This is a genomic window from Pseudomonas sp. NPDC090201 (assembly GCF_044746825.1).
Taxonomy (GTDB): domain Bacteria; phylum Pseudomonadota; class Gammaproteobacteria; order Pseudomonadales; family Pseudomonadaceae; genus Aquipseudomonas; species Aquipseudomonas putida_AD.
Genome location: NZ_JBIVCX010000017.1, coordinates 66,821 through 88,628 on the forward strand (window position 1 = coordinate 66,821; position 21,808 = coordinate 88,628).

Sequence of the window (21,808 nt, forward strand, 5' to 3'; positions counted from 1 at the left end):
TTCTCCGGTAAGGTCACGCCAGGACCTTGCGCATGTGGTTGAGGGTCTGGGTCGCACTGCTCGACTCCGAGGCAGGCTGGCGCAGGAAAGCTTCGATGGCGTCGTGCCGGGCGATCGCTTCATCGGCCAGCGGATCGCTGCCGGGTGCGTATTCGCCCACGCGGATGAGCATTTCGATTTCATTGCGCCGCGCCATCAGGTCGCGCATGCGCATGGCCAGGCGCCGCTGTTCTTCGCTGGCCACCTGATCCATCAGACGGCTGCGGCTGCGCAGCACGTCCACGGCAGGAAAGTAGTTACGCTGGGCGAGTTCAGCGCTGAGCACGATGTGGCCGTCGAGGATCGAGCGCGTCTCTTCGGCCACCGGATCGCTGGCCACGTCGCCTTCGGTGAGCACGGTGTACAGCGCGGTGATGCTGCCGACCGCGCCGGGGCCGGCACGCTCCAGCAGGCGCGGCAAGGCCGAGAAAAAAGACGGCGGGTAACCGCGCCGGGTCGGGGGCTCTCCCACCGCCAGGCCGATCTCCCTTTGCGCACGGGCGAAGCGCGTCAGGCTGTCCATCAGCAACAGCACATTGCGCCCCTGGTCACGGTGATATTCGGCCAGCGCGGTGGCAACGAACGCCGCCCGCACCCGCTCCGCCGCAGGCCGGTCAGAGGTGGCGACCACGGCCACGCTGCGCGCCCGGGCCTGGGCATCGAGTTGCACGTCCAGCAGTTCGCGCACTTCCCGGCCACGCTCGCCGATCAGGCCGATCACAATCACATCCGCCTCGGTGTGGCGCACGATGCTCGCCAGCAGGGACGACTTGCCGACGCCCGGTTCGCCGAAGATGCCCATGCGCTGGCCCTGGGCGAGGGTCAGCAGACCGTCGATGGAGCGCACGCCCAGAGACAGCGGTTTGACGATCAATTGCCGGGCAAACGGCGCAGGCGGCTCGGCGTGCAGCGGGTAGCGTTGCAGCACACCCAGCGGCGCGTCACCGTCGAGAAAATCGCCCATCGGGCTGATGACTCGCCCCAGCTGAGCATCGCCCACGCTGACGCCCAGGGTCTCGCCGGTGGCGATGATTTGCGTGCGGGTCGACAGCCCCTCCATCGAACCAATGGGCGACAGAATCGCTTCGTCCTGTTCAAAGCCGATGACTTCCGCCGCCAGGCTGCGACCGTTGCCGGGGTCGCGCAACTGGCACAGCTCACCGATACGCACGCCAGCCACACTGGCCCGCAGCAACACGCCGCGAATGCTGCGCACCGTGCCTTTCATGGGCCGAGGCCGGGCGTCGCGCAGGCGCTCGCCAAGGCGCGGGATGATTGCGTCAAGGTCAACGCTCAAGCTGCACCTCATCGACGAAGGGCAGCAGGCTGCGACGCAGGTTGTTCAGTTGCGCGTCCAGCCCCAGTTCCACCGAACCGACCGGCCCGCTCAGGCGTGCCTGGCCGGAGTGCAGTTGCTCGTCCGGCTCGACCGTGATCGGCAGGTGGTCCGCTTCGGATTTCAGCCGCAAACGCACCGCCTCGACTTGCCCTGCACAGACGAACAAGGTCAGGGCCTGGTCCTGGCGAAACGCAGTCAGCGCCTTGCGTGTGCAGCGCAGGATACGTTCGGGCTCGTCCATCTCGCCGATCACTTCACGCACGATGTCCAGCGCCAGATCGGCCAGCGACACTTCCAGCCCACCGAGCCAGGCATCGGCCCTGGCGGCTGTCTGCGCCAGTAACGCAGCAACCTCTTCGGCCCCCTGTTGCCGGGCATGCTCGAAGCCCTCCTCGCGGGCCTGCTCCAGCCACTGGGCGCTCTGCTCGCGGATCGTGTCCGCCTGCTCCTGGGCTGCACGGACGAACGCATAACCATCGATCCACAGATCAGCCTGTTCGGCGCGGATGATTCGCGACGCAGGTCGGCTTGGTAGTTCGCTCATCAGGCGGCCTCTCCCGTGGATTGGTTCAAGGTCGAGGCGGCACGTCGCACGATCTCGACGCCCGCACCGATGGGTGAGCCGTCCGCCACCGGCAGATCCAGGCGCAGTGCAAGCCAGGCGCGCAGGTCGGCGGGCTGCTGTTGCACCCAGGCGGCGATGCAACTGGCGCCGTCGCGGTCGATGGCCTGCACCAAGTCGGCGGGCTGGCGCAACAAGTCAGCGGCGCCGGCCAGCGCACGATGTGCCAGGGCGGTGGCGAACACTTCGCTGCCCAGCAGCTCGCGCAACTGGGTGACCACGTCGCTGCGAATCTCACGGGCCAGGGTCGCCGAATGCCAGATCGCCCCGCACAGGCGCGGCAAGGTCTTGAACGCCGCAGGTGGCAACAGCAGCACGGCCAGGTCGCTGTCGTGGGGCGATGAAGTCTGCGCCAGCGGCGGCAAGTTGAAATGGCCGGTCATGACCCGCAACAGCCGGTCATGGAAGCGCGGCGTGTTGCGCAGTGCCGTGCGTTGCTGATCGCTCAAACCGTCCGGCAGGCAATCGCGCAGGTGCTGTGGCCGGACGAAACTCAGCGGCTGCTCCAGCAAGCCCTGCCAGGCCTGGCGCTGCGCGCTCATCGGGCGTCCTCCAGCGTGTACAGCGCATCGGCGCGGCGACGCTGCCATTGTTGCCAGCCAAGGACACCCGCCAGCCCGAGAATACCCAGAAGCAACACGCCGAAAATCATCCGCGCACGGGGCACGTTGTCTTCGAGCATCCACATGCCCAGGAAACTCGCCAGGCGCGGCTGAGCGTTCGCCTGCTGACGGGCGACCGAAGCCTTGATGGCGGTCACCGAGACACCGTCGTAGTTCAGGCCCGAGATGCCGTTGGCGACCAGGGTCTTGATCTGCGGGATCAGTTGATTGATATCGACGGCCGGGTCATAGCGCACCAGCACCGAGGCCGACGACGGCGAAATCACCCGCTTGAGCAGGTCGTTGTCGGGCAACACCACGTGCACCCGTGCCGCGAGAATGCCGTCGATTTCCGACACGCTGTGGGACAGTTCTTCGCTCAGCGCATAGACCATCTGCGCCCGTTCCTGAACTGGCGACGACACCAGGCCGTTGCTCTTGAACACCTGGCCCATGTTGGAGAACGACTGGCCCGGCAGGCCGGCGTTGTCCAGCACCGCCATGGCCTGGGCGAAGCGCTTCTCGTCGACCACCACCGACAGCTGGCCGTTGTCCTGCACCTTGCGTGACGCCGCAATGCCTTCGCGCAACAGCACCGCGACCATGGCATTGGCTTCGCGCTCGCCCAGGTTGGTGTACAGGGCGGTATCGCAGGCCTGAAGCAGGCCGGCAAACACCACGACAATCATCAAACGCAGGGCACGACAACGGCTGGACATGAATTATTGACCTTTCAAAAGCGTGTTGGCGGAGCCGGAAATCTGCGTGGCGCCGCGCACCACCATCTGGGTTTCGATGGAGTAGTCGAACATCCGCCCGAGCGAGTTGACGATCTGGTCCACCTGCTGCTCGGCCACCCTTTTGGGCGGTTGCCCGTCACTGCCCGGCGTCTGCGCCGAGGCCAGGCGCTGCGGTTCGCTGACCGATGCCGGACTACCCGGCGCATTGCTGCGGGCGGTGCCATTGGCCAGGCCTTCGGCGCGCTCGGAAAAGGTCCGCGAGCGGTCGATGAAGCCGTTCAGGCGCTCCATGAGACCTTCGCCGATCTGATGCGGACTCGCGCCTTCAGGCATGCTCTTGGCATTGCTGGCCATGTGTTCGAACAGGTTCTGGGACGCCTGCACACCGGCAGGCCCTCCTGACGGCGGCAATGCCGCCGTGGCTGGTGCTGCGAGACTGGCAGTCATGGTGGCGACCTACTCTTCGTCGTCTTCGGACGACTGGGCTTCGTTCAGCATTTCCTGGGCCTTGGGCATGATGATGAACTGCCCGCCGATGGTGACCGCCTGGGTGATCAGCGCATCGTTGAACTCCTCATCGCTCATCTCGGTCTTGGACTTGTCCACGGCCGCGTTGAACTGTGCCTCGGAGGTGGCGCCGACGTTGGGGGTGGTGCTGTCAACGGGAGTGACGGACATCGTTGTGCTCCTTCTTCAGGTTGGGTTTTGCTGCTTCAGTTGCTCACTTCGGTAACGCTGCTGCCGCGAAACACCCGCACACCGCGCTCCCGCATGACGGGGGCGGCGACCGGGCGACGTTGCTGGTCGACATGCTGCGCAACCATGTTCAGATACGCCGGCGGCCCGGACACGAACAGCTCGTCGCCATCGGGACCGAAGCGCGACGACAACTGCTTGCCGTACACGTCCAGGCTGTTGAGCCAGGCCTCCAGTTGCTCCGATTGCAACTCCTGGGACTTGAACAGCCGGGTGCCGATTTCGGCGTCGCTGTTGAGGTACAGGATGTTGCCGTCGTAGTACCAGCTCAGGCCGTTGGTCTCGCACAGCTGGGCCAGGAAATCCCCCGCCAAACGGCCACGTACGCTGCTACGGGCCTTGCCGTGAACCTTGTCCGACATGACCACGATCAGCCCCAGGTTGCGGCCGAATTCTTCCAGCGCGGCGCGCACGTCCTGCTCCACCAGCAAGTAGGCGTAGGGCTGGGTGAACCACTGCGGGTTATCGCCTGATGCCTCTTCGGCCAGAGCGGTGCCCGGTGCGGCGAACCACAGCCATGACGCCAATAGCAGCACGCAACGATTACCCATGAAGACGGCTCCGGCAGAGGGTGTCGGCAATGATCGAAGGCATGAAAAACCTGCGCAGATAACGGTCGCCATCACGCCTCAAGTGGATAGAATGGAGGCCCTTTCGGGAGAGCCGACCCGATCGCGCAGAGAGCCTGAGCGATCGCTTCGAGGCCCCGCCGTTCTCGACCCAAGAGCCTTGTCCATGTCCAACCGTTTCCTGCGTACCCTGATGTTGTCCGGCAGCGTGATGCTCGCCTCCTGCGCCAGCCAGCCGGCGGCCGACAGCAGTTACGAACGCTTCATGCGCCTGGCCGCCGACCTTGAAAAACGCGGTGACCCAGCCACCGCAGCCGGGCTCTACGAGAAGGCCACGCAACAGCCCCAGGCGCAGCAACAGGCCTGGCTCAAGCTTGGCGAAACGCGCCTGGCCAGCGGCGACGCACGGGGTGCCGAGCGCGCCTACCAGCAGGCGCTGGAACTTGAGCCCAACGACGCCGCAGCGCTGCTGGGACTGGGCACCGCGCAATTGCGCGAAGGCAAACTGGACCGCGCCGTCACCGTGCTGACCCAGGCCAGCGCCCACGCCGATCAGCCCGAAGCGCTCAACCGTCTGGGCATCGCGCAGATCCTGCGTGGCCAGGCCAGCGAAGCCCAGGCCGCGTTCAGCAAGAGTCTCGCGCTGACCCCCAACGATCTCGACACCCGCTGCAACCTCGCCCTGGCCTACGCGCTGGGCGGCCAGTCGCGTCAGGCGCTGGACACCATCGGCAGCGTCGCCAATTCGGCCCGTGCCCTGCCCCGCCATCAACGCAACCAGTTGCTGGTGACGGTGCTGGCCGGACAGGACAGCGACGTGCAGGCGCTGCGCCTTGACGACATCCCGGCCGCCGACCGGCAGAAGCTGCTGACCGAAGCCCAGCGGATCAAATCCATCAAGGACCCGCAGGCCCAGGCCCGGGAACTGGGTCTGATCGACAGCCATTGAGCGCGACACGGTCATTGGCGCTCCTGCTTGTCGACAGTCGCCTGCTGCTCTGACTGACGTCGGCGCAGTTCCTCGCGGTCATAACCATCGATGTACACCTGCGCCGCACGCCCGACGGGCGCGGCCATGGTCGGTCCGCTTGCCCGGCCCTGCAGCAGGTCCTCGCGCCGCTCGACCATCTGCAGCAAGGTCAGGTTGTTGGCGCAGCCCGGCGGCAGCAACGGCACATAGGTCTCTTCGTCGGTGTCGAACTTGTCCTCCACCGACGGCTTGAGGCATTCATCCGGGATCAGTTCGACACGCCCGTCGGCGCGGGTCATCGCCCGGTAGTCCGGCGAATAGGAGGCAGGCTCCAGATGGGTCTGGCAGCCGCTCAAGAGCATCAGCGCCAGGCCCAGCACAGTGACCGGGCGAACGGATGCAGACGTTGCGCGCTTCATGGCTGATCCCCCGCTCATTTGAGGTAGAACCCGAACATGCCGCCATTGCGCGGCCCGGCGGACGCCGTGGTCGCGCCTTCGGGGCGGGCGTCGAGGGGCGTGGCCAGGGTGCGAGTGCGCACCGGCTGCACCAGGTACGGCGTGATCAGAATCACCAGTTCCGTTTCGTTGCGCTGGAAGCGCTTGGAGCGGAACAGGTTGCCCAGGATCGGCATCTCGCCGAGCATCGGCACCTTCTCGACGTCCTGGCTGCTTTCGCGCTGGAACAGCCCGGCGATGGCGAAGGTCTGGCCGCTGCCGACTTCTACCCGAGTGTCGGCGCGCCGCACCCGGAACGAAGGCACCTGATAGCCGCTGACATTGACTGTGCTTGAGCCCATCAGGCTGCTGACTTCGGGGCGCACTTGCAGGGCGATGCGCTCGTTGGGCAATACCGTGGGGCTGAACAGCAGCGACACGCCGTATTGCTTGTACTCGATGCCCACCAGATCACGATTGACCGGCACCGGCACCGCCACCTCGCCACCGGCCAGGAAGCTGGCGGTCTGGCCGGTCATGGCGGTGATGTTGGGCTCCGCCAGAATCTCCAGGATGCCATTGCTTTGCAGGGCTTCGAGCATGGCGTCGATGTTGACGTTGCCCGAAGACAGCCCGGCACTGATGACATTGGATGCGCCGCTGGCTGCATCGGCCGCCAGCGAGCCACCGGTCAGCAGGCCAAAGGAAAAGGTGCCGTTATTGAACAGCGCATTCCAGTTGACCCCATAACGCAGCAGCTCCGAACGCGACACTTCGGCGAAGCGCACGCGGATGTTGACCTGGGCAGAGCCGGGGTAGGACGCGCCGTTGATCGCGGTCTTGAAGTCCTGACCTTCGGTGCTGAGCAGGGCGTTGAGGTCGGTCGCCTCGCCTACGCTTTTGACGCTGCCGCTGGCCAGCACGCGGTTGCCCGCGCCTTCGATGCGTGCGGTGCTGCCGGGGTTGAGGCTTTGCAGTGGGCGGCTGACGGCGGTGGTGTTACTGCTGACCGCAAGGCTCAGCGAAGCGATCTGTTCACCGTCGGTGCCCAGGGCGATCAGGCTGGTCTGCCCGGGCGCCTTGCCGAACACGTAGATCACGCCGGGAGACACCACCTGCAAATCGGCGATGCCGGGTTCGGCGACCATCACCGAATCCACCGGCGCCTTGAAGTTGAGGATGCGCCCTTCACCGGAGGCCAGGTCAACCGTGCCGGTGCTGCCACGGGTGATGTTCTGGGCGAGCGCCAGCGACGGCCCCGTCAACGCAGCCAGCATGACCACACAGATGCCGAAGAAACCACGCAAGCGAAACAGAGAAGAACAGATCATGAGGCAGTCGCCATGGGGGTATTGGCCACGCCGCTGGGCGCGCGGCGGTCGGTGATTTCGTTGAGGCTGACCGTGCCCACGGCCTGCAGGTTGTATTCGCCGGCCAGTTCGCGGAAGGACAGCACCGCCAGCTCCAGTTCGCCCCGCACGATCAGGCGACGCATCGCCCGGCGCAGTTCCGGATGGACCAGCAACACGGTGTCCTGTTGTTCGGACAGCCGCTCGCAGGCGTGGCGCAACTGCACCAGCAAGGCGCGGTTGGTGTGTTCGGAAAAGGCGTCACGGGTGTTTTCCTGACGGCGCAGGGTGGTGCGCAATTGCTCTTCCAGGCCCGGGGTCAGCACGAAGGCGCTGATGACCCGGTTGCGGTCGGCGAACTGGTGGCTGATCTGCCGTGCCAGCGCCACGCGCAACTGTTCGGCCAGGCGTATCGCATCGGTTTCACGGCCGCCCCACTCCACCATCGCCTCAAGCAGCGCGCGCTGGTTGCGGATCGACACACCCTCAGCGATCAGCAGGCGCAAGGTTTCGGCAATACGTTGCAGGGGCACACTGCGCAGCACTTCCTTGATGAGTTCGCCATAGCTGCCCTCAAGGCGTTCCAGAATCGCTCGTGTTTCCTGGATCCCGAGGAAGTCCGCGGCATAGCGGCGCAGGGTGCGCTCGACCACCGCGCCCAGCACTTCATCGGCGCGCATGAAGGCCACGCCCGCCTCCTGCAAGCTGTTTTGATGATGCTGCTCGATCCATTGCGCAGGCCGGCGGCTGAGCGGTGAGTCCGCCTCAAGGGCTGGCACGTCGAGCAATTGCGCATGCACCGGATCGTCCTTGAGCAACAGGCAGTCCGTCGGCAGCTCGCCCTCGCTGACCGGCACGCCTTCAAGCTCAATCACGAAACGATTGGCGGCCATGGCCGGGTCGACGAATACGTCAGGCACCGGCACCTCGATACCCAGATCACCACGCACTTCGTGACACAGGGCTTCGATGCGCTGGCGCAATGGCTGGGCAGGTGCTGCCAGTGCGAGGCTGGAACCGAGGCTGAGCAGGATGCGGCTGTCCAGCGGCTTGCTGAGCATCGGCACCGGCTCCGGTGCTTCGTACTCGACCTCCGGCGCTTCCATCACCTCGGTTTCGGGCGATGCCTCGATGACCCGGCTGCGACGGTAAATCACCCACGCCGAAGCGCCCAGCAGCGCCGACAGCCCGATGAAGACAAACGCCGGAAAGCCCGGCAGCAGCGCCACGCCCAGCAGAATCAAGGCGGTCAGGCCCAAGGCCATATGGCTGTTACCCAACTGCTGGATGATCTCGCTGCCCAGGTTGCCCTGAGCGCTGTCGCTGTTGACCCGAGTCACCACGGTACCGGCCGCTACCGAAATCAACAGCGCGGGAATCTGCGCAATCAGCCCGTCGCCCACGGTCAGCAGCGAATAGGTATGGACCGCTTCGCCAAACGGCATGTCGCGCTCCAGCATGCCGATCAGCATGCCGCCCAACAGGTTGACCGCAAGAATCACCAGGCCCGCGATGGCGTCGCCCTTGACGAATTTCATGGCGCCATCCATCGCCCCGAACATCTGGCTCTCACGCTCCAGACGCGAGCGACGGCGACGGGCTTCGTGCTGGTCGATGTCGCCGTTGCGCAGGTCGTTGTCGATGCTCATCTGCTTGCCGGGCATCGCATCGAGGGTAAAGCGCGCAGCGACTTCGGCCACCCGCTCGGCGCCCTTGGTGATGACCACGAATTGGGCGACGGTGATGATCAGGAACACCACCAGCCCCACGACCACCTGCCCTGCGATCACGAAATCACCGAAGGCCTTGACGATATGACCGGCGTTGCCGTCGAGCAGAATCAGGCGCGTGGTGGTGATCGACAGCGCCAGGCGGAACAACGTGCTCAACAGAATCAGCGGCGGCAGCGCGGAAAACTCCACCGAGTGCGAGATGTAGAACGCGACGATCAGGATCAGGATGCTCAGCGAGATATTGAGGCCGATCAGCACGTCCACCAGCCAGGTCGGCAGCGGGATGATCATCATGACGATGGCCATCAGCATGAACGCGACGATGATCACGTCACTGCGCCCCGCAGCAATCCGGGCCAGGTCGTTGAAGCGGTTCATGAGCATCATTGCGCGGCTCTCCGGGCGATCAGATAGTCTTTGAAGCATTGCCGCGCCTCGACCTTGCGCGCCGCCCGCCACAGGGCCCGGCTGCGCAAGAGCAACAGGTCGGGCGAATCGCCTTCGATCTTGGTCAGCCGGTCAATCGCGCGCAGCGCCCGGTCGGGCTGCCCGCCGGCGGTGAAGGCGGTCGCCAGGCTGCGCAGCAACGCCGGATCGTCAGGCGAGAGGTGCGCGGCGATCAGCAGCATCACCAGCCCTCGCTGCACCTGGCCGCCCCGGCGATACAGCTCGCCCATGCCCTTGAGCAGCTCGACGGCATCCTGGCTTTGACGAGTGGACCTGTTCACCGGCATCAGGCCTGAGCCTCGGCGCGCTGTTCTTCAAGGCTGCGGCGCAGGTCGATCTCTTCACGAATCAGCGCCTGGGCCAGTTCCTTCACCTGGGGCTCGGCGTCCAGCTCCGGCACCACCTGCTCCAGCACATATTCCAGAAGCTCCACCGACCGCGCGGTGCCAAACAGTTCAGGGCTGATGCCGGTGGTGGACGAGGCGCTTTCGACATCGCCCCGCAATGAGCGGCGGGCGCGGATTTCGCGCTTGCTCAGGACCGCTTCGAAGCGCGCACCCTGGCGCTGATGGACCGGCTGGACGGCGTCGACCGCAGGGGTTTTTTCGGAAATCGTGGGCAGCGTCGGGCGCGGATCGATTTTCATAGGGTGAAGGTGAACCGCTCTTCGCCACGGGCGAGGATCACCTGATCGTTCTCGATGCGCTCCAGCGTCCAGTCGTCCGCCAGCGCCGCGCCTGGGTACAGCCGCTTGCCGCTCTCGTTGACGACGTAGGGATTGGGACCGAACCAGATCGCCTGAAAACGCACCCTTGGCCTTGCGATTTCTGCGCGCGGCGTCACCTCGGCATGCAGCACGACCGACTGCCCGTAGCGGCTGTCGAAGGCCTGTTGCACGCTCATCCAGCGCGGCTTGCTGGCCGGGTCGTAGCTGCCTTGCAGGCTGAGTTGGCCGCCGGTTTCGCTGACCTTGATCTGGTTCAGGCCTGCCGCCGCCATTTGTTTCTCCAGCCACACGCCCGCCTCTGCTGTACCGGGCGATTGACGGTCGTTGCTGACCGCAGGCACAGGGGCTTGCGCGACCTCGGTCGGCGCGACAGCTTCGCCGCGAAAGGCAAACGCACCCACACACAGGAACATCAGCAGCAGCGCGACGATCCAGTGCGGCTTGAGCGCTTTGCTCGATTTGAGAGGGGCGGCATGGGCCGGTGAAGCGGCGGTATCGGTCAACGTCAGGCGTGCCTCGCCCAGGCGAATGTCCACCGGGAAATAGGTGCGGTGGCCGCTGCCGACTGGCACTTTTATTTCCCGGGCGTGACGGCCGATGACGATCACTTCGCCGCCCAGCGCTTCGATCGCCACCTGACCATTGGCAAACCGCAGGGCCATGTGCCGCTCGACGACACCGGCGTCACACAGCAGCAGGTCCGCAGCACCAGCGCTGCCGATGACATAGGCGGCCTTGTCCAGAGACAGGCACACACCCTGGTGCAGGCCATGGGTGATACGCAGTTGGGGAGCGCTCATTCCCGGCGCCAAGGGCGCAGGCACGGAAGTCAGTGAAATCTGGGCTGTCATGTCGGTTTACCCGAATCAGGCGTGCAGGCAATGGCGAGGTAGACGCAAAAAAAATCGGGTGATGCCAGAAAAAACATGCGGGCAGCCTTGCAGCTGCCCGCATGAGCACATCAGTTCTGAGGACGTTGCTTGGTCGCGTCGAGCTCAGCCTTCTTGGCGGTGGTCAGCTCGGTGATCTTTGCCGACTTCTCGATAGCCATGTTGAAGGTGGCTTCCATTTTCGCGATCGCTGCGTCTGCGCCGCCGCCGGAGCTTGCTGGAGGGACTTCTGCCATTTTCTTTCTCCTTACAGGGATGGGGATGTCTTCAGCCGCATTGCGGCACATGGATCATTCGTGCATTACCGTAAGGCCGGTTTATTACAAATGAACTTCGGCGTTACGTCAGTGCACGAATCCATACTACGCAGATGAAATTATTCACCGCTGTGAAAACTTGTGAAACGTCATATCCGTCACCCATCCGGCAACTAGGGAGCGCTGAACTGTCACATTAAGCCTGGCGGCTGATATTTGAACTCACGTCCCAATTTCGCATTTTTCCGGGCCCGAGTTTGAACTTTATTTTTATTCGTTGTCGCGACGACTGAAAATCGACGCCAGTTTTACTGCGCATCTCACGGCGACAATACTGGCCAGAAGCCTTGATTCACGCGGCCCAGCCAGGTTGTGAAATCTTGTGAAAACTTGCGCACAGTACGCTCCGCGCCTCGACACTCTGATAGGGTTCCAGCCGTTCGTTAGTTCAAGTCCGACGGTAGATGTCTGTCTGGAGTTCAATGCATTCATGATTCAACATGATTCTGCACGAGATCAGGCACCTCATCTATTCGTCCAGTACGCCCAACTAACCGGTCTGACCCGGCACACTTTCACAGGCGGCTTCCAACTTTAAACCCGTGAGAACAACACGATAACTTGACCGTTCAGACAGGCCCTTGCGTCACCGCCCGAGCGGTTCCAACAGGAGTTCTACCCGATGTCCACTCTCCCCCTGAACAGCACTCTCGATCCGAAAAACCTGACACGGGGCGCAGTGGCGCCGAAGACGCCCTTTACCGCATTTCTAAAGAGCAGCGTAAAGAACGCCGACCAGTACCGGCCTGCCACCGCCGATGAAAAAGCGCCGGCCCTCAAGGACTACAAGTCCATCGAGGAGCCGGGCACCGTGGGTGCCGACATCGTGCGTTTCACCACTCAGGACGGCGAGCAGGTGCTGGTGAGCAAGGCCACCAACCCCAAGCTCTATCAGCAGGTGGTCAATGACCGCCCGGCCCTGGAAGCGATCAAGCAGAGCGGCGATGAAGGCTACACACTCACCGCTGGCGATGCTCCGCCACCGGAAACCCTCGGCGCCTACAAGTACATCGGGCCGCCGGATGAAAAAGGCTCGGGGCTGATCCGCTATGAACTGCAGGACGGCACCAAGGTGATCGTCGCCGAACAGGAAAACCCTGAACTGTTCAAGCAGGTCGCCGAGGACTTCAAGGCGCTGTCGGGCATCAATGCCAGCGAAGCGGACGGCTACAAACAGGTCGCAGGCGACGCCAAGCCGCCCAAGACTGGTGACTACCTGAGCATCGGCCCTGCCGACGAAGTCGGGCCGGGAGTGGTGCGTTACGTGACCCAGGACGGCGAGAAGCACATCGTTTCCGAACGCGACAATCCGACTCTGTTCAAGGCCGTGAACGACGCCTACGACACCCTGAGCGGGATCAGCGCCAGCGAGGCCGATGGCTATCGCCGAGCGACCGACAACGAAGTCTGGCCGCCCTACTCCGGCACGGCGGTTGGCGAGGTGGACGAGGTCGGCCCGGGCCTGATCCGCTACAACACCGACACCGACAAGGTGGTAGTGGCCCGCGATGACAACCCGCAACTGTTCGACTACCTCACCTCGCTGCACGAAGTCATCAACGATCCGGCCAAATCCGCCGACATCAATACCGCGGTGTCCGACGGCGCCGTATTGGCCGACCGCGGTACGCCGGTGCCGGGCCTCAATGACTACAAGAACTTCAACTGGACCGTGGGCCAGGAAGGCGAGACGCTGACCTACGAGCTGCATGACGGCACCAAGGTCGTGGTATCCAGGGACCTGACCCCGGAGCTGTTCGAAAGCGCCAGCACCGCCAACGAGACCTGGGGCAAGATCCACAAGAGCGAGGACGAAGGCTACAAACTGGCAGGACCGAACGATTTCCTGAAAAACACCGACATCACCTTCGGCTCGCCGGACGAACTGGGCGACGGTCTGATCCGCTACGAGACCAGCGAAGGCAAGGTCATCGTCTCCAAGGAACTGAGCCCGCAACTGTATGACGACGTGGTCGCCAAGTGGGAAGCCTGGACCAAGACCGAAGTCGACGACACACGCAGCAAGGCCGGCCTGCCGTCCCATGACGAACTGGACGTGCTCAGCCTGGGCACGGGCGTGAAAGCCGACGACAAGGACGAGAACTCCCCGGAGCTGACCGTCAGCGAGCTGGCGACCAAGGAGCTGCTCGACGACTACCGCAAGGGCGTCGAGGACGGCTCGATTGCCAAGGACGACCCGCGCGCCAAGCTGGTCCGTGCTCTGGAAGCCCAGGCGGCCTACCAGAACGGTCGCGGCCTGACCGGCTACGAAGAAGAACCCGGCGCCTTTGGCGGCACCTGGCGGGTGTTCGATGACAAGCAGACCGAGCTGACCTCAGCCGACATGCACGACATCATCGACGGCGGGAAACTGCAGGAGCAGATCGGCACCCTGTTCTCCGACCCGACCGTCAGCGCCGACTACAAGTCGAAGATGGACGGCGCCATCAACCGCCTGCCGAACAAGGACGAGATCAAGCAGAAGCTGCTGGACCTCACCAACAACCCGGATTACGTCACCTACCTCAAGGACCTGCAGAAACAGGGCAAGGAGCACGAAGCACAGCAGGACCTCAGCGATACCCTGACCTCGCTGTCGCTGTTCGATCCGGACGCTGCCACCAAGGCCGCGCAGTCGATCCAGGCCGACGGCCTGACCAGTGACCTGAACGACCTGATCGCCGACCCGAGCAAGATCTCCGACGAGAACAAGGAACTGGCGACCAAAGACGAATTCGGCCTGCTCAAAAGCGTGCTCAAGGGCGAGTTGCTCGACCTGCCACGCCGTACCCAGGAAGTCATCGAGAAGTTTCTTGAAGAGGGTCTGGGGGACAAGAAGAAATTGTCCGCCGTCACCAAGGCGCTGGAAGAAGTGGGCGAAGCCTACAAGACCAACGGCAAGGTCACCGAGGCCGACATCAAGACCGCGCTGTCCAAGTCCTACGTACCGATTGCCGACCGCGGCACTCTGGGCGAGGTATTCAGCGCGCTCAACACCAAGGGCATCCTGGGCTCCATGGGCGCCGGTGTCTCGTTGTTCTCCGGGATCTACCAGCTGGCAGGCAACGGCGGCAAGCTCGCGGAAACCCCGCAGCAACGCCTGGCCATCGCCAAGGACTTCCTGAGTTTCGCCGGCGCCGGCAACCACTTCGTCAAGCTGGGTGACGCTGTCGCCGACCTGGTGGGCAAAGGCGGCATGGTCGATTTCCTCGGCCTGGACAAGACCCTGCCGGAAATCTGGGGCAAGCAAGGCATCCAGTCACCACTGGTGGATGTGCGCGATCCCAAGCTGTCCGAAGCGCTGAAGACCAAGATCGGCAACGCGCTGGACATCACCCCGGACATCTCCAACATCCTGGGCGATGGCAAGGGCACCTTCGCCGACGCCGAGAAGATCCAGGGCGGCATCACCCAACGTCTGGACGATGCGGTGTCGGGCGCCGGTGCGGCGAAACTGGGTGCCGGCAAGGCCGCGAAAATCGCAGGCTCGGTCATCAAGGTGCTGGGCCCGGCCTCCGACGTGGTGGGCGGCTTTGCCGACATCGTGCTCGGCGCGTTCACCATCAAGAGCGGCGTCGAAACCGGTGACCCGCTGGCCAAGGCCGCCGGTGGCCTGCAGATCGCCGCAGGTGCGTTCGGCGCATCGGCCGGTGTGCTGGGTGCCGCAGCACTGGTCGGCGCAGGGTCGGCGGCGGCGCTGACCGGGCCGTTCTTCCTGGTTGGCGTTGTGCTGGCAGTGATCGGCGGGATCATCGGCTACTTCGTCGACCACAACAAAAAGCAGAAGGCCAGCGAGAAGGAAAACGACTGGTACCGCGACCTCGCCGCCGACGGCCTGTTGCAGGACAACTGGGGCGACAAGGTCGAGTACCTGCACTACTCGATCCACAACTACGGCGGCCGCGAAGCCCCGCCCGATGACAGCCTGTTCCGCTTCCAGAGCGCCGAGTGGCAGCACTTCGACGAAACGCCACAGAAAGGCGGCTCGTCGAGCAACCGCCTGGACGACGAACTGCACGTCGATTACGACAAGAAATAACACCCTCACGCCGCGTCCCGCCAGGTACGCGGCGTTCACCGTTTCAGTCCAGGAGCCTGCCAAATGTCCCTCGCTGTCAACGAAGTCACCAAGACCAACGCCGTTGTCGATGGCAAATCAGACGCCCTCTGGGGCGACGCCGTCGACCGCGCCAAAGCCAAGGATGCCGGCATCGAATGGCAACTGCCCAAGGATGACCATCGCACGGTCGAACAGATCATCGACGACAGCCCCTTGCTCAAGAACCTCGGCAACCAGAGCGGCGTGAAGGACAAACTCAAGGAGCGCGTCGGTGACTTCGAAACCGACCGTGACGCGGCCTATCGCGCCACCCAGGTGCTCGATCACATCGAACAACTGGACGAGGGCGGTAGTCGCATCGCGAGCAAGGACGTGAACAACGGCAGAGTCGACGGCTTCACCAAAGGCGGCGACGCCAAGCACGGGACCGAGGCCGGCCGTCTCCAGGACTTCGGCAAGTACGGCTTCGAAAACCTCAAGGGCGAGCTTAAGCACATTGAAACGGCGGGCGACAACAGCGCCTCCAAAGAGAAGGCCGAGGCCCTGGGGATCAAGTGGGAGCGCCCGGAAGGTGACACCCGCTCGGCCCAGGACATCATTGACGACAACCCGCTGCTGAAGAACCTGGGCAACCAGAGCGGCGTGAAAGACATGCTCAAGGAGCAGGTCGGCGACTTCGAAAAAGACCCTGATGCAGCCTTTCGCGCAAGCCAGGTGCTGGATCGCATCGTCGGCTACGACGAGAACGGCAAGGTCCTCACCGGCGATGACGTCGCCAACAGCAGTGTTGACGGCTTTACCAAAAGCGGCGAAGCCAAGCACGGCACCGAAGCCGGACGCCTCCAGGACTTCGGCAAGTACGGCTTCGAATCCCTGCCCAAGGCCCAGGCCAGCGAAGACATCGCAAGCTACAAGGATTACCTCAAGGCCAAGCCGGATGCCGACGCCGGGTCCAAGGAAATCGCCGAGTACGCGGCGATCCTCGAACAGAAGTACGACTCGATCCGCGGCAAGACCGACGCCGGCGATACGCTGACCGCGCAGAACATCAAGGATTACAAGGACGCCAATGGGCAGCTGTCCGACAAGGAAAAGGCCGCACTGGATTTCTGGTCGCAACCGGGTGCGTTCAAGATCCTTGATACGTCCAGCAAACTCCTGGCCGGCGGTGCTGACGGCAAAGCCAGCAAGGCGGACATCCAGACCTGGCTGAAGGATTCCGCCCCGGCCGACGCCACCGGCCTGAGCGCGCTGCTGTCAACTGTCGTCTCGGGCAACGTCACGGCGAATGTCGACACCAGCAAACTGGGCAAGGACGTCTTCGAACATCCTGAAAAATATTCCGCAGAAGAAAAAGCCGCCGTGCTGCTCGATCTGCAAAACGCCCAGAAGCTGGTGATCGAGGGCGCCAAGGCCGGAATGTGGGGGGATGACTACGGCAAGGTGGCGATTGCCAACGGATCTGGCGCGTTCTGGGAGCCGGACAAGGTTCTGCAGGACATCAACGACCACATGAGCATCCTGCAGAACGACAAGCCCACGGCCGAGTACATCAAGAACAAGGGGGACGAGTCGATCAAGTCGCTGTTCGACTCCAACCCGGGCCTCAAGGACGCCGTGACCAAGACCTACGAGGACCAGATCAAGTCCGGCAAGGCGCTGGACGCCGCGTGGGACGCCTCCACCCAGGACGGCAAGACCAACCAGCCCGAAGCACTGGCCAATTTCTATGCGACGGCACAGAGTTACCAGTCGATGCTCGGCATCAGCGATCCCGCGGATATCCAGGCCGCCGTGGGCAAGTCATCCCATAACGAAGCGATCCAGGCGTATTACAAGGACTCGCTGGCCTCGGGCGACCGCCTGCGTGAACTGCTCAAGACCGAACCCCCTGAAGCGGCCGGCAGCACGTTCAGCCTGGAAGTGGCACTGTACAACGGTGCGCTGGACCCGAAATTCACCAACCAGTTCGACAAGCAGCTCAACGACAACTTCTCCAGCATCGCTCAGGAAAACGCCTTCAAGGGCTCGAGCTTCGACGACCTCAAAGCCGCCTATGGCAAGGATGGCGGCGCCGACCTGGACGAAGACAAACTGCGCGAGCGCATCGACCAGATCCGCAACGACTCCCCCGAACTGCTGATGAACGAAGACGGCAGCGTTGCGACCACCGATCAGATCGTCGCGGGTTTCCGTGGCAACTGGGACATGTTCCGTCAGGGCACCAAGTTCCTGGACAAGATGGGCAAACTGTCTGACTTCGACCCAAGCGGCGATGCCAAGGGCGCCTACGGCAGTGGCACCCTGCACGCCGTGAGTGGCCTGTTCCTGGCTGGCGTGACCATCGCTCGCGGGACCCAGAACGGCGGCAAACTCTCGGACAAGAACATCTCCGACATCACCACCGGCTCGGTACAGACCACCACCGTGCTCACCGAGGGCGGCTCCAAGGCCTATCAGCAGTACCTGGACGGCGCGATCGAGAAAGGCAATAAACTGGTCGCCGACAACAACCTGCCCGCCCACCAGCTCGACAAGATCAAGGACAACGTCAAGGACGGCAAGAACTACAAGAACATCGCGAAGAACTTCGAAGAAAGCGCCAAGGGTATTGGCGGCCTGGCCGGCATCGCAGCGGGGGCGTACGGCATCTTCGACGGCGTGCAGGCGATTCGTCGAGGCGACACACTGACCGGCGGCTTCGGCATCACAGCAGGCTCGTTGGGTATCCTGGCAGGCTCGGCGTCGGTCGCAGAGGGCAGCATGGCGCTGCTGGGCGTCACACGCTTCCTGCCCGCAGTGGCTTCCGTGGCGGGGGCTCTGGGCTTCCTGGGCGCTGGCGTGGCGGTGCTCGGCGCCATCATCCCAGGGCTGGTCAAGGAAGGCCAGCAACAGGCCAAGGCCGACCACTTCGCCCAGGTGCTGGGCGGGTCGATCGAACGCTACGGCATCGACGGCGTGAAGGACGGCACCATCAGCGACATCCCGACCAAGGATTGGCCGGGTGGCGAAACCTGGACCTCATGACCTGATCAAGCTTCGCCATACATCCTGTAGGAGCGCGCTTGCCCGCGATAGCCATTTGTCAGTCACGCTCAATGTGACTGGCAAACTGGATCGCGGGCAAGCGCGCTCCTACAAGGCATGAACGTCATTCTTATACTTCGGACAAAAAATCCCCGGGCCATGACCTGGGGATTTTTTTGTAACCAGCGCTTTGAAATCAGTTGCTCGGACGCTGCTTGGTCGAGTCCAGCTCAGCCTTCTTGCCGGTGGTCAGCTCAGTGATCTGCGCCGACTTGGCGATGGCCAGATCAAAGGTGTCCTGCATCTTGGCGATAGCATCGGTCGCCGTGCCGTTCAGGCCGCCGCTGGCTGCCCATTCGAAGTTCCACACGCCCGACAGGTTATCGGCACCGGCCACGTCATGGGTCTCGATGGCGGTGAACACATCCGGATGACGCTGCATGTACTGCGCCGCGCTCGACACATCGGCAGGCACCTTGCCCGACGTATCACTGGCCAGCTTCGCCAGATCCTGGCTGGTGATCGCACCCTTGCCGTTCTGCTTCATGTAATCGGCAATGATCTTGCTGGACTTGGCGATGTTCAACTTGTCATCGAACGCCGTCGTCGAGGATTTCTGGCTGCTTGGCTGGTTGCCGGTAGGCGATACGGTACTCATTGCGCTGCTCCCTCACTCGAATGATGGCACCGTCACACTAACGATACCCCGCCGAGGACGTTAGCATGGGCAAATCGCCTTTATTGCGGGGCTTCACAACGTTTCACAGGGTGGGGGAGATTTCACAAAAAGCGGCGCTTCCGCCACTGAATCAGACCGCATCCCGCGTCAGCACAAAGGAGCTGAAACGCACAAAATCGTCGAGATGCTGAGTGATGATCGCCACCGTGATTGGCAACTGCAGCGTCTGGTACTCGTGGACTGCGATGTTCCTGAAGCCGACCATGTTCTTCATCGTCGTGAGCAACGAAGCCTCCAGCCACCCTCCCCTGCACAACAACTCAAAGACGTCCCGAGCGCTTTGAGGAATGCCCAGGCGCTCTCGGCGGATGAGGTGCTGGCCCATGTCCAGGGCAGCTTCACAGGCTCGCTGGATATTGAGAATCGCAGCATCCTGGCGGGTGAAATCGGTCGCGAACGAGGACGGACCCTTCTCATACTCCTCGCGCGCTCTGGCAACGCAGCGCTCGATCGTCGCAGCCTTGTTGATCAATACATCATCTGCCATGAATCACCCCTTCCTTTTGAACATCTTCCAGCAAGCCTGCTCTGGCAGCGTCAAGATCCGTCTTCTCGCTCAGCACGAATGCCTCGAACAGCCCCACTGAACTGTCCGCAACCCATATCCGCCGCCCCGTAATAAGTACTTGATACTGCATGATCGTCGAGGCAGCCCGAAGATCGACCAGATCGACCGGCACTCCAGCAATATCCGCCAACTCACCGGACAACCGCCACAAGGCCACAGGATTGCACTTGGTCTTCAGCAGAACGGCCATATCAAGGTCGCTATGGGACTGAAAATCACCGCTGACGTAGCTGCCGAAAAGGTATATCGCCTGGAGATCAGGCATCGAGTCCTGCAGATGCCGGGAAAGCTTCTCAACGTCCATCATCATGCCCTGACACCCTTGACCGCGGCGAGTAGAGTCTTGCGTCCAGATTTTTCTGACGCAGAAAAACAAAAAGCCCCAGAAGCATAACTTCTGGGGCTTTATTTGTAATGGCGGAGAGATAGGGATTTGAACCCGACCGGATATCACCATAGCCCGCCTGAGGCCACAATTATCAAGGTTTTCACCGACAATTCAAGCCGCAGACAAGCCTCGAGCGGCCCCTGATTTGCCCTAAATATGCCCTAAAATATTACCCGTAGCCAAGACACCTTAGGTTCCAGCTCGCTCGCCACTGCATAGAGGTCCGGCAAATCCACCCTTCGCCTATCGTTATTTTTCAGCGAGAAACCAGACTGACACCACTGCACAATTTCTACACTTCGGCGGGCTGGGTTTCAGGACAAAGGCCTATTGCTTCTTGGTTAGCTCAAGCATCAAGTGAACAACCGCAGTGCTGAACGGCTCCAGAGGGTGAGCGCGGCAATACCTCTCTAGCCAAAGCGCGATGCTATCTGTATCTGAGTTTTTGAAATATTCGGTACCATCAACAGCACTCGCGTGGCTGATGAAGCCAGACATCCAAGTTATGTACTGATAGATCGCCTGAGAGTCGCCACGTCGAGATTGGTCAGTCGCAGCAACGTATTTGCCGCACCCTTGCGTGCCCAACCCGTACACCATAGGTTGAGCTACCGCCCCAGTGCTAAACAGGGTTGTTAGTGCTGCTGCTTTGACCCACTCTTTCATCTGGTCTTCCTTGCTATGCGTTTCCAGTGACTAACCGGGGTAGCTGGTGCTGACCTTCAGTAGCTTGGCGACCTTAGACAGGGCTTCTGAATTGCTCTTTGCCAATTTGAATATGTCGGTTGGCCTCTCGTGGGGTTCCTGATGCTGAGTAAACGCGCTGAGAAGGCTGTACCCGATCAGATTTAATTCTTGGGCAGCGCTACGAATGTCCTTGCGTGTAGGGAGGCCAAACACCCAGCGGGCAAGACAATAGCCGGAGATGACTTCAGCCTTCGACATCAGATCGGCAGCATGACTCTTGACCATTTGTGCTACCTCCTCATCCGTGGAAGCATTCGTGATCTTGCCCTGATAGCGGAGGAGAGTATTTGCAGCCAGTCCTATCGCGGCCTTCAACTGTTGCACAGGCTCAATGACAAGCTTCAGCACCACCTGACTGACGATGAACACGCATATCGCGCCAATTATGGTTAAAAGCGATGTTACCACTTGCGCGGCGGTAAGCTCGCTTGCGTCTCCGGCCATGGCATAGCCGCTGATACCCGAGAGGAGTGCAACCGCAATCCATGCTTTCATGATCGATCCCTTATGAGTGATAGCCGATTTTACTCACGACTACGGGCTATCCGCTATCACCCAGCCAACTCTTCAATCGCAGACCTCTGGCCCTGACACTTCCCGTGTCCGCCGCACACAGTACGCCCAGATTTACCCCGCTGAACGCTTCTTCGCGTGGCCGAATTGAACCAAGCTCAGTCCACCTGGAGGCTTTTTTATCGTGGCTTGCTAAGCTGCAAGCGAACCTAGGCGTCCACACTGAGGA

22 protein-coding genes are annotated in these 21,808 nt (G+C 62.5%); 3 read left to right on the forward strand and 19 right to left on the reverse strand.

The genetic code is table 11. The annotated features are described in order from the left end of the window. Positions 1-13: 13 nt before the first annotated feature. Genes ACIPOO_RS26045 through ACIPOO_RS26075 form a run of 7 tightly spaced genes read right to left on the reverse strand, consistent with a single transcriptional unit; the run spans position 14 to position 4,649 of the window. Entirely contained in the window at positions 14-1,336 is a 1,323-nt protein-coding gene (locus tag ACIPOO_RS26045; protein ID WP_400610801.1) for a FliI/YscN family ATPase, read from the reverse strand. Next, entirely contained in the window at positions 1,326-1,922 is a 597-nt protein-coding gene (gene sctL, locus ACIPOO_RS26050; RefSeq protein ID WP_400610803.1) for a type III secretion system stator protein SctL, read from the reverse strand. The genes ACIPOO_RS26045 and sctL overlap by 11 nt, the downstream gene beginning before the upstream one ends. Then, on the reverse strand, positions 1,922-2,542 hold the full coding sequence (locus ACIPOO_RS26055) for a type III secretion protein (RefSeq protein WP_400610805.1): 621 nt from the start codon (positions 2,540-2,542) through the stop codon (positions 1,922-1,924). The genes sctL and ACIPOO_RS26055 overlap by 1 nt, the downstream gene beginning before the upstream one ends. Continuing rightward, positions 2,539-3,321 carry a type III secretion system inner membrane ring lipoprotein SctJ gene (gene sctJ / locus ACIPOO_RS26060; protein WP_274134580.1) on the reverse strand — a complete coding sequence of 261 codons (783 nt, stop codon included), beginning with the start codon at positions 3,319-3,321 and terminating at the stop codon, positions 2,539-2,541. Before sctJ ends, ACIPOO_RS26055 begins: the two co-directional genes overlap by 4 nt. A gap of 3 nt (positions 3,322-3,324) precedes the next feature. Continuing rightward, a complete protein-coding gene (locus ACIPOO_RS26065; RefSeq protein ID WP_400610807.1) occupies positions 3,325-3,789 on the reverse strand; it encodes a hypothetical protein in 465 nt (154 codons plus the stop codon). 9 nt (positions 3,790-3,798) lie between these two features. Beyond that, positions 3,799-4,020, reverse strand: a complete 222-nt coding sequence (locus tag ACIPOO_RS26070) for a hypothetical protein (protein ID WP_400610809.1) — start codon at positions 4,018-4,020, stop codon at positions 3,799-3,801. A gap of 35 nt (positions 4,021-4,055) precedes the next feature. Beyond that, complete coding sequence (locus ACIPOO_RS26075) at positions 4,056-4,649, reverse strand: type III secretion protein (protein WP_400610816.1); 594 nt, start codon at positions 4,647-4,649, stop codon at positions 4,056-4,058. 184 nt (positions 4,650-4,833) lie between these two features. Here ACIPOO_RS26075 and ACIPOO_RS26080 point away from each other — a divergent pair, with 184 nt between their 5' ends. Beyond that, positions 4,834-5,616 carry a tetratricopeptide repeat protein gene (locus ACIPOO_RS26080; RefSeq protein WP_400610818.1) on the forward strand — a complete coding sequence of 261 codons (783 nt, stop codon included), beginning with the start codon at positions 4,834-4,836 and terminating at the stop codon, positions 5,614-5,616. 11 nt (positions 5,617-5,627) lie between these two features. On the opposite strand, the gene ACIPOO_RS26085 is transcribed toward ACIPOO_RS26080, so the two are convergent. From ACIPOO_RS26085 to ACIPOO_RS26115, 7 genes are all read right to left on the reverse strand, one after another. Continuing rightward, positions 5,628-6,056, reverse strand: a complete 429-nt coding sequence (locus tag ACIPOO_RS26085; RefSeq protein ID WP_400610820.1) for a hypothetical protein — start codon at positions 6,054-6,056, stop codon at positions 5,628-5,630. Between the two features lie 14 nt (positions 6,057-6,070). After that, positions 6,071-7,351 (reverse strand): type II and III secretion system protein family protein, encoded by a 1,281-nt coding sequence (locus tag ACIPOO_RS26090; protein ID WP_400610865.1) that lies wholly within the window; start codon positions 7,349-7,351, stop codon positions 6,071-6,073. Between the two features lie 50 nt (positions 7,352-7,401). Next, the gene (gene sctV, locus ACIPOO_RS26095; protein ID WP_400610822.1) at positions 7,402-9,543 is read right to left on the reverse strand and encodes a type III secretion system export apparatus subunit SctV; all 2,142 of its coding nucleotides are present in this window, start codon (positions 9,541-9,543) and stop codon (positions 7,402-7,404) included. Beyond that, the gene (locus ACIPOO_RS26100) at positions 9,540-9,833 is read right to left on the reverse strand and encodes a tetratricopeptide repeat protein (protein ID WP_400610867.1); all 294 of its coding nucleotides are present in this window, start codon (positions 9,831-9,833) and stop codon (positions 9,540-9,542) included. The genes sctV and ACIPOO_RS26100 overlap by 4 nt, the downstream gene beginning before the upstream one ends. Before the next feature lie 56 nt (positions 9,834-9,889). Next, positions 9,890-10,249: a hypothetical protein gene (locus tag ACIPOO_RS26105; protein ID WP_274134568.1), complete on the reverse strand. Its 360-nt coding sequence runs from the start codon at positions 10,247-10,249 to the stop codon at positions 9,890-9,892. After that, a complete protein-coding gene (locus tag ACIPOO_RS26110; protein WP_400610824.1) occupies positions 10,246-11,181 on the reverse strand; it encodes an FHA domain-containing protein in 936 nt (311 codons plus the stop codon). The genes ACIPOO_RS26105 and ACIPOO_RS26110 overlap by 4 nt, the downstream gene beginning before the upstream one ends. 110 nt (positions 11,182-11,291) lie before the next feature. Then, positions 11,292-11,456 (reverse strand): hypothetical protein, encoded by a 165-nt coding sequence (locus tag ACIPOO_RS26115; RefSeq protein WP_268800027.1) that lies wholly within the window; start codon positions 11,454-11,456, stop codon positions 11,292-11,294. Between the two features lie 703 nt (positions 11,457-12,159). Between ACIPOO_RS26115 and ACIPOO_RS26120 the strand changes: the two genes are divergently transcribed. Then, the gene (locus ACIPOO_RS26120; RefSeq protein WP_400610826.1) at positions 12,160-15,576 is read left to right on the forward strand and encodes a hypothetical protein; all 3,417 of its coding nucleotides are present in this window, start codon (positions 12,160-12,162) and stop codon (positions 15,574-15,576) included. Positions 15,577-15,639: 63 nt separating this feature from the next. Continuing rightward, positions 15,640-18,624 carry a type III effector HrpK domain-containing protein gene (locus ACIPOO_RS26125; RefSeq protein WP_400610828.1) on the forward strand — a complete coding sequence of 995 codons (2,985 nt, stop codon included), beginning with the start codon at positions 15,640-15,642 and terminating at the stop codon, positions 18,622-18,624. 196 nt (positions 18,625-18,820) lie between these two features. Here the strand turns inward: ACIPOO_RS26125 and ACIPOO_RS26130 are convergent, their stop codons facing one another. The 5 genes from ACIPOO_RS26130 to ACIPOO_RS26150 all read right to left on the reverse strand — a co-directional run bounded on the left by ACIPOO_RS26130 (position 18,821) and on the right by ACIPOO_RS26150 (position 21,561). Beyond that, the gene (locus tag ACIPOO_RS26130) at positions 18,821-19,282 is read right to left on the reverse strand and encodes a hypothetical protein (protein ID WP_274134564.1); all 462 of its coding nucleotides are present in this window, start codon (positions 19,280-19,282) and stop codon (positions 18,821-18,823) included. Between the two features lie 151 nt (positions 19,283-19,433). Then, entirely contained in the window at positions 19,434-19,850 is a 417-nt protein-coding gene (locus tag ACIPOO_RS26135; RefSeq protein ID WP_400610830.1) for a DUF86 domain-containing protein, read from the reverse strand. After that, positions 19,840-20,235, reverse strand: a complete 396-nt coding sequence (locus ACIPOO_RS26140; protein WP_400610869.1) for a nucleotidyltransferase domain-containing protein — start codon at positions 20,233-20,235, stop codon at positions 19,840-19,842. Before ACIPOO_RS26140 ends, ACIPOO_RS26135 begins: the two co-directional genes overlap by 11 nt. Before the next feature lie 411 nt (positions 20,236-20,646). Beyond that, positions 20,647-20,985: a hypothetical protein gene (locus tag ACIPOO_RS26145; RefSeq protein WP_400610832.1), complete on the reverse strand. Its 339-nt coding sequence runs from the start codon at positions 20,983-20,985 to the stop codon at positions 20,647-20,649. Positions 20,986-21,015: 30 nt separating this feature from the next. Further along, complete coding sequence (locus ACIPOO_RS26150; RefSeq protein WP_400610834.1) at positions 21,016-21,561, reverse strand: hypothetical protein; 546 nt, start codon at positions 21,559-21,561, stop codon at positions 21,016-21,018. Between the last annotated feature and the right edge of the window lie 247 nt (positions 21,562-21,808).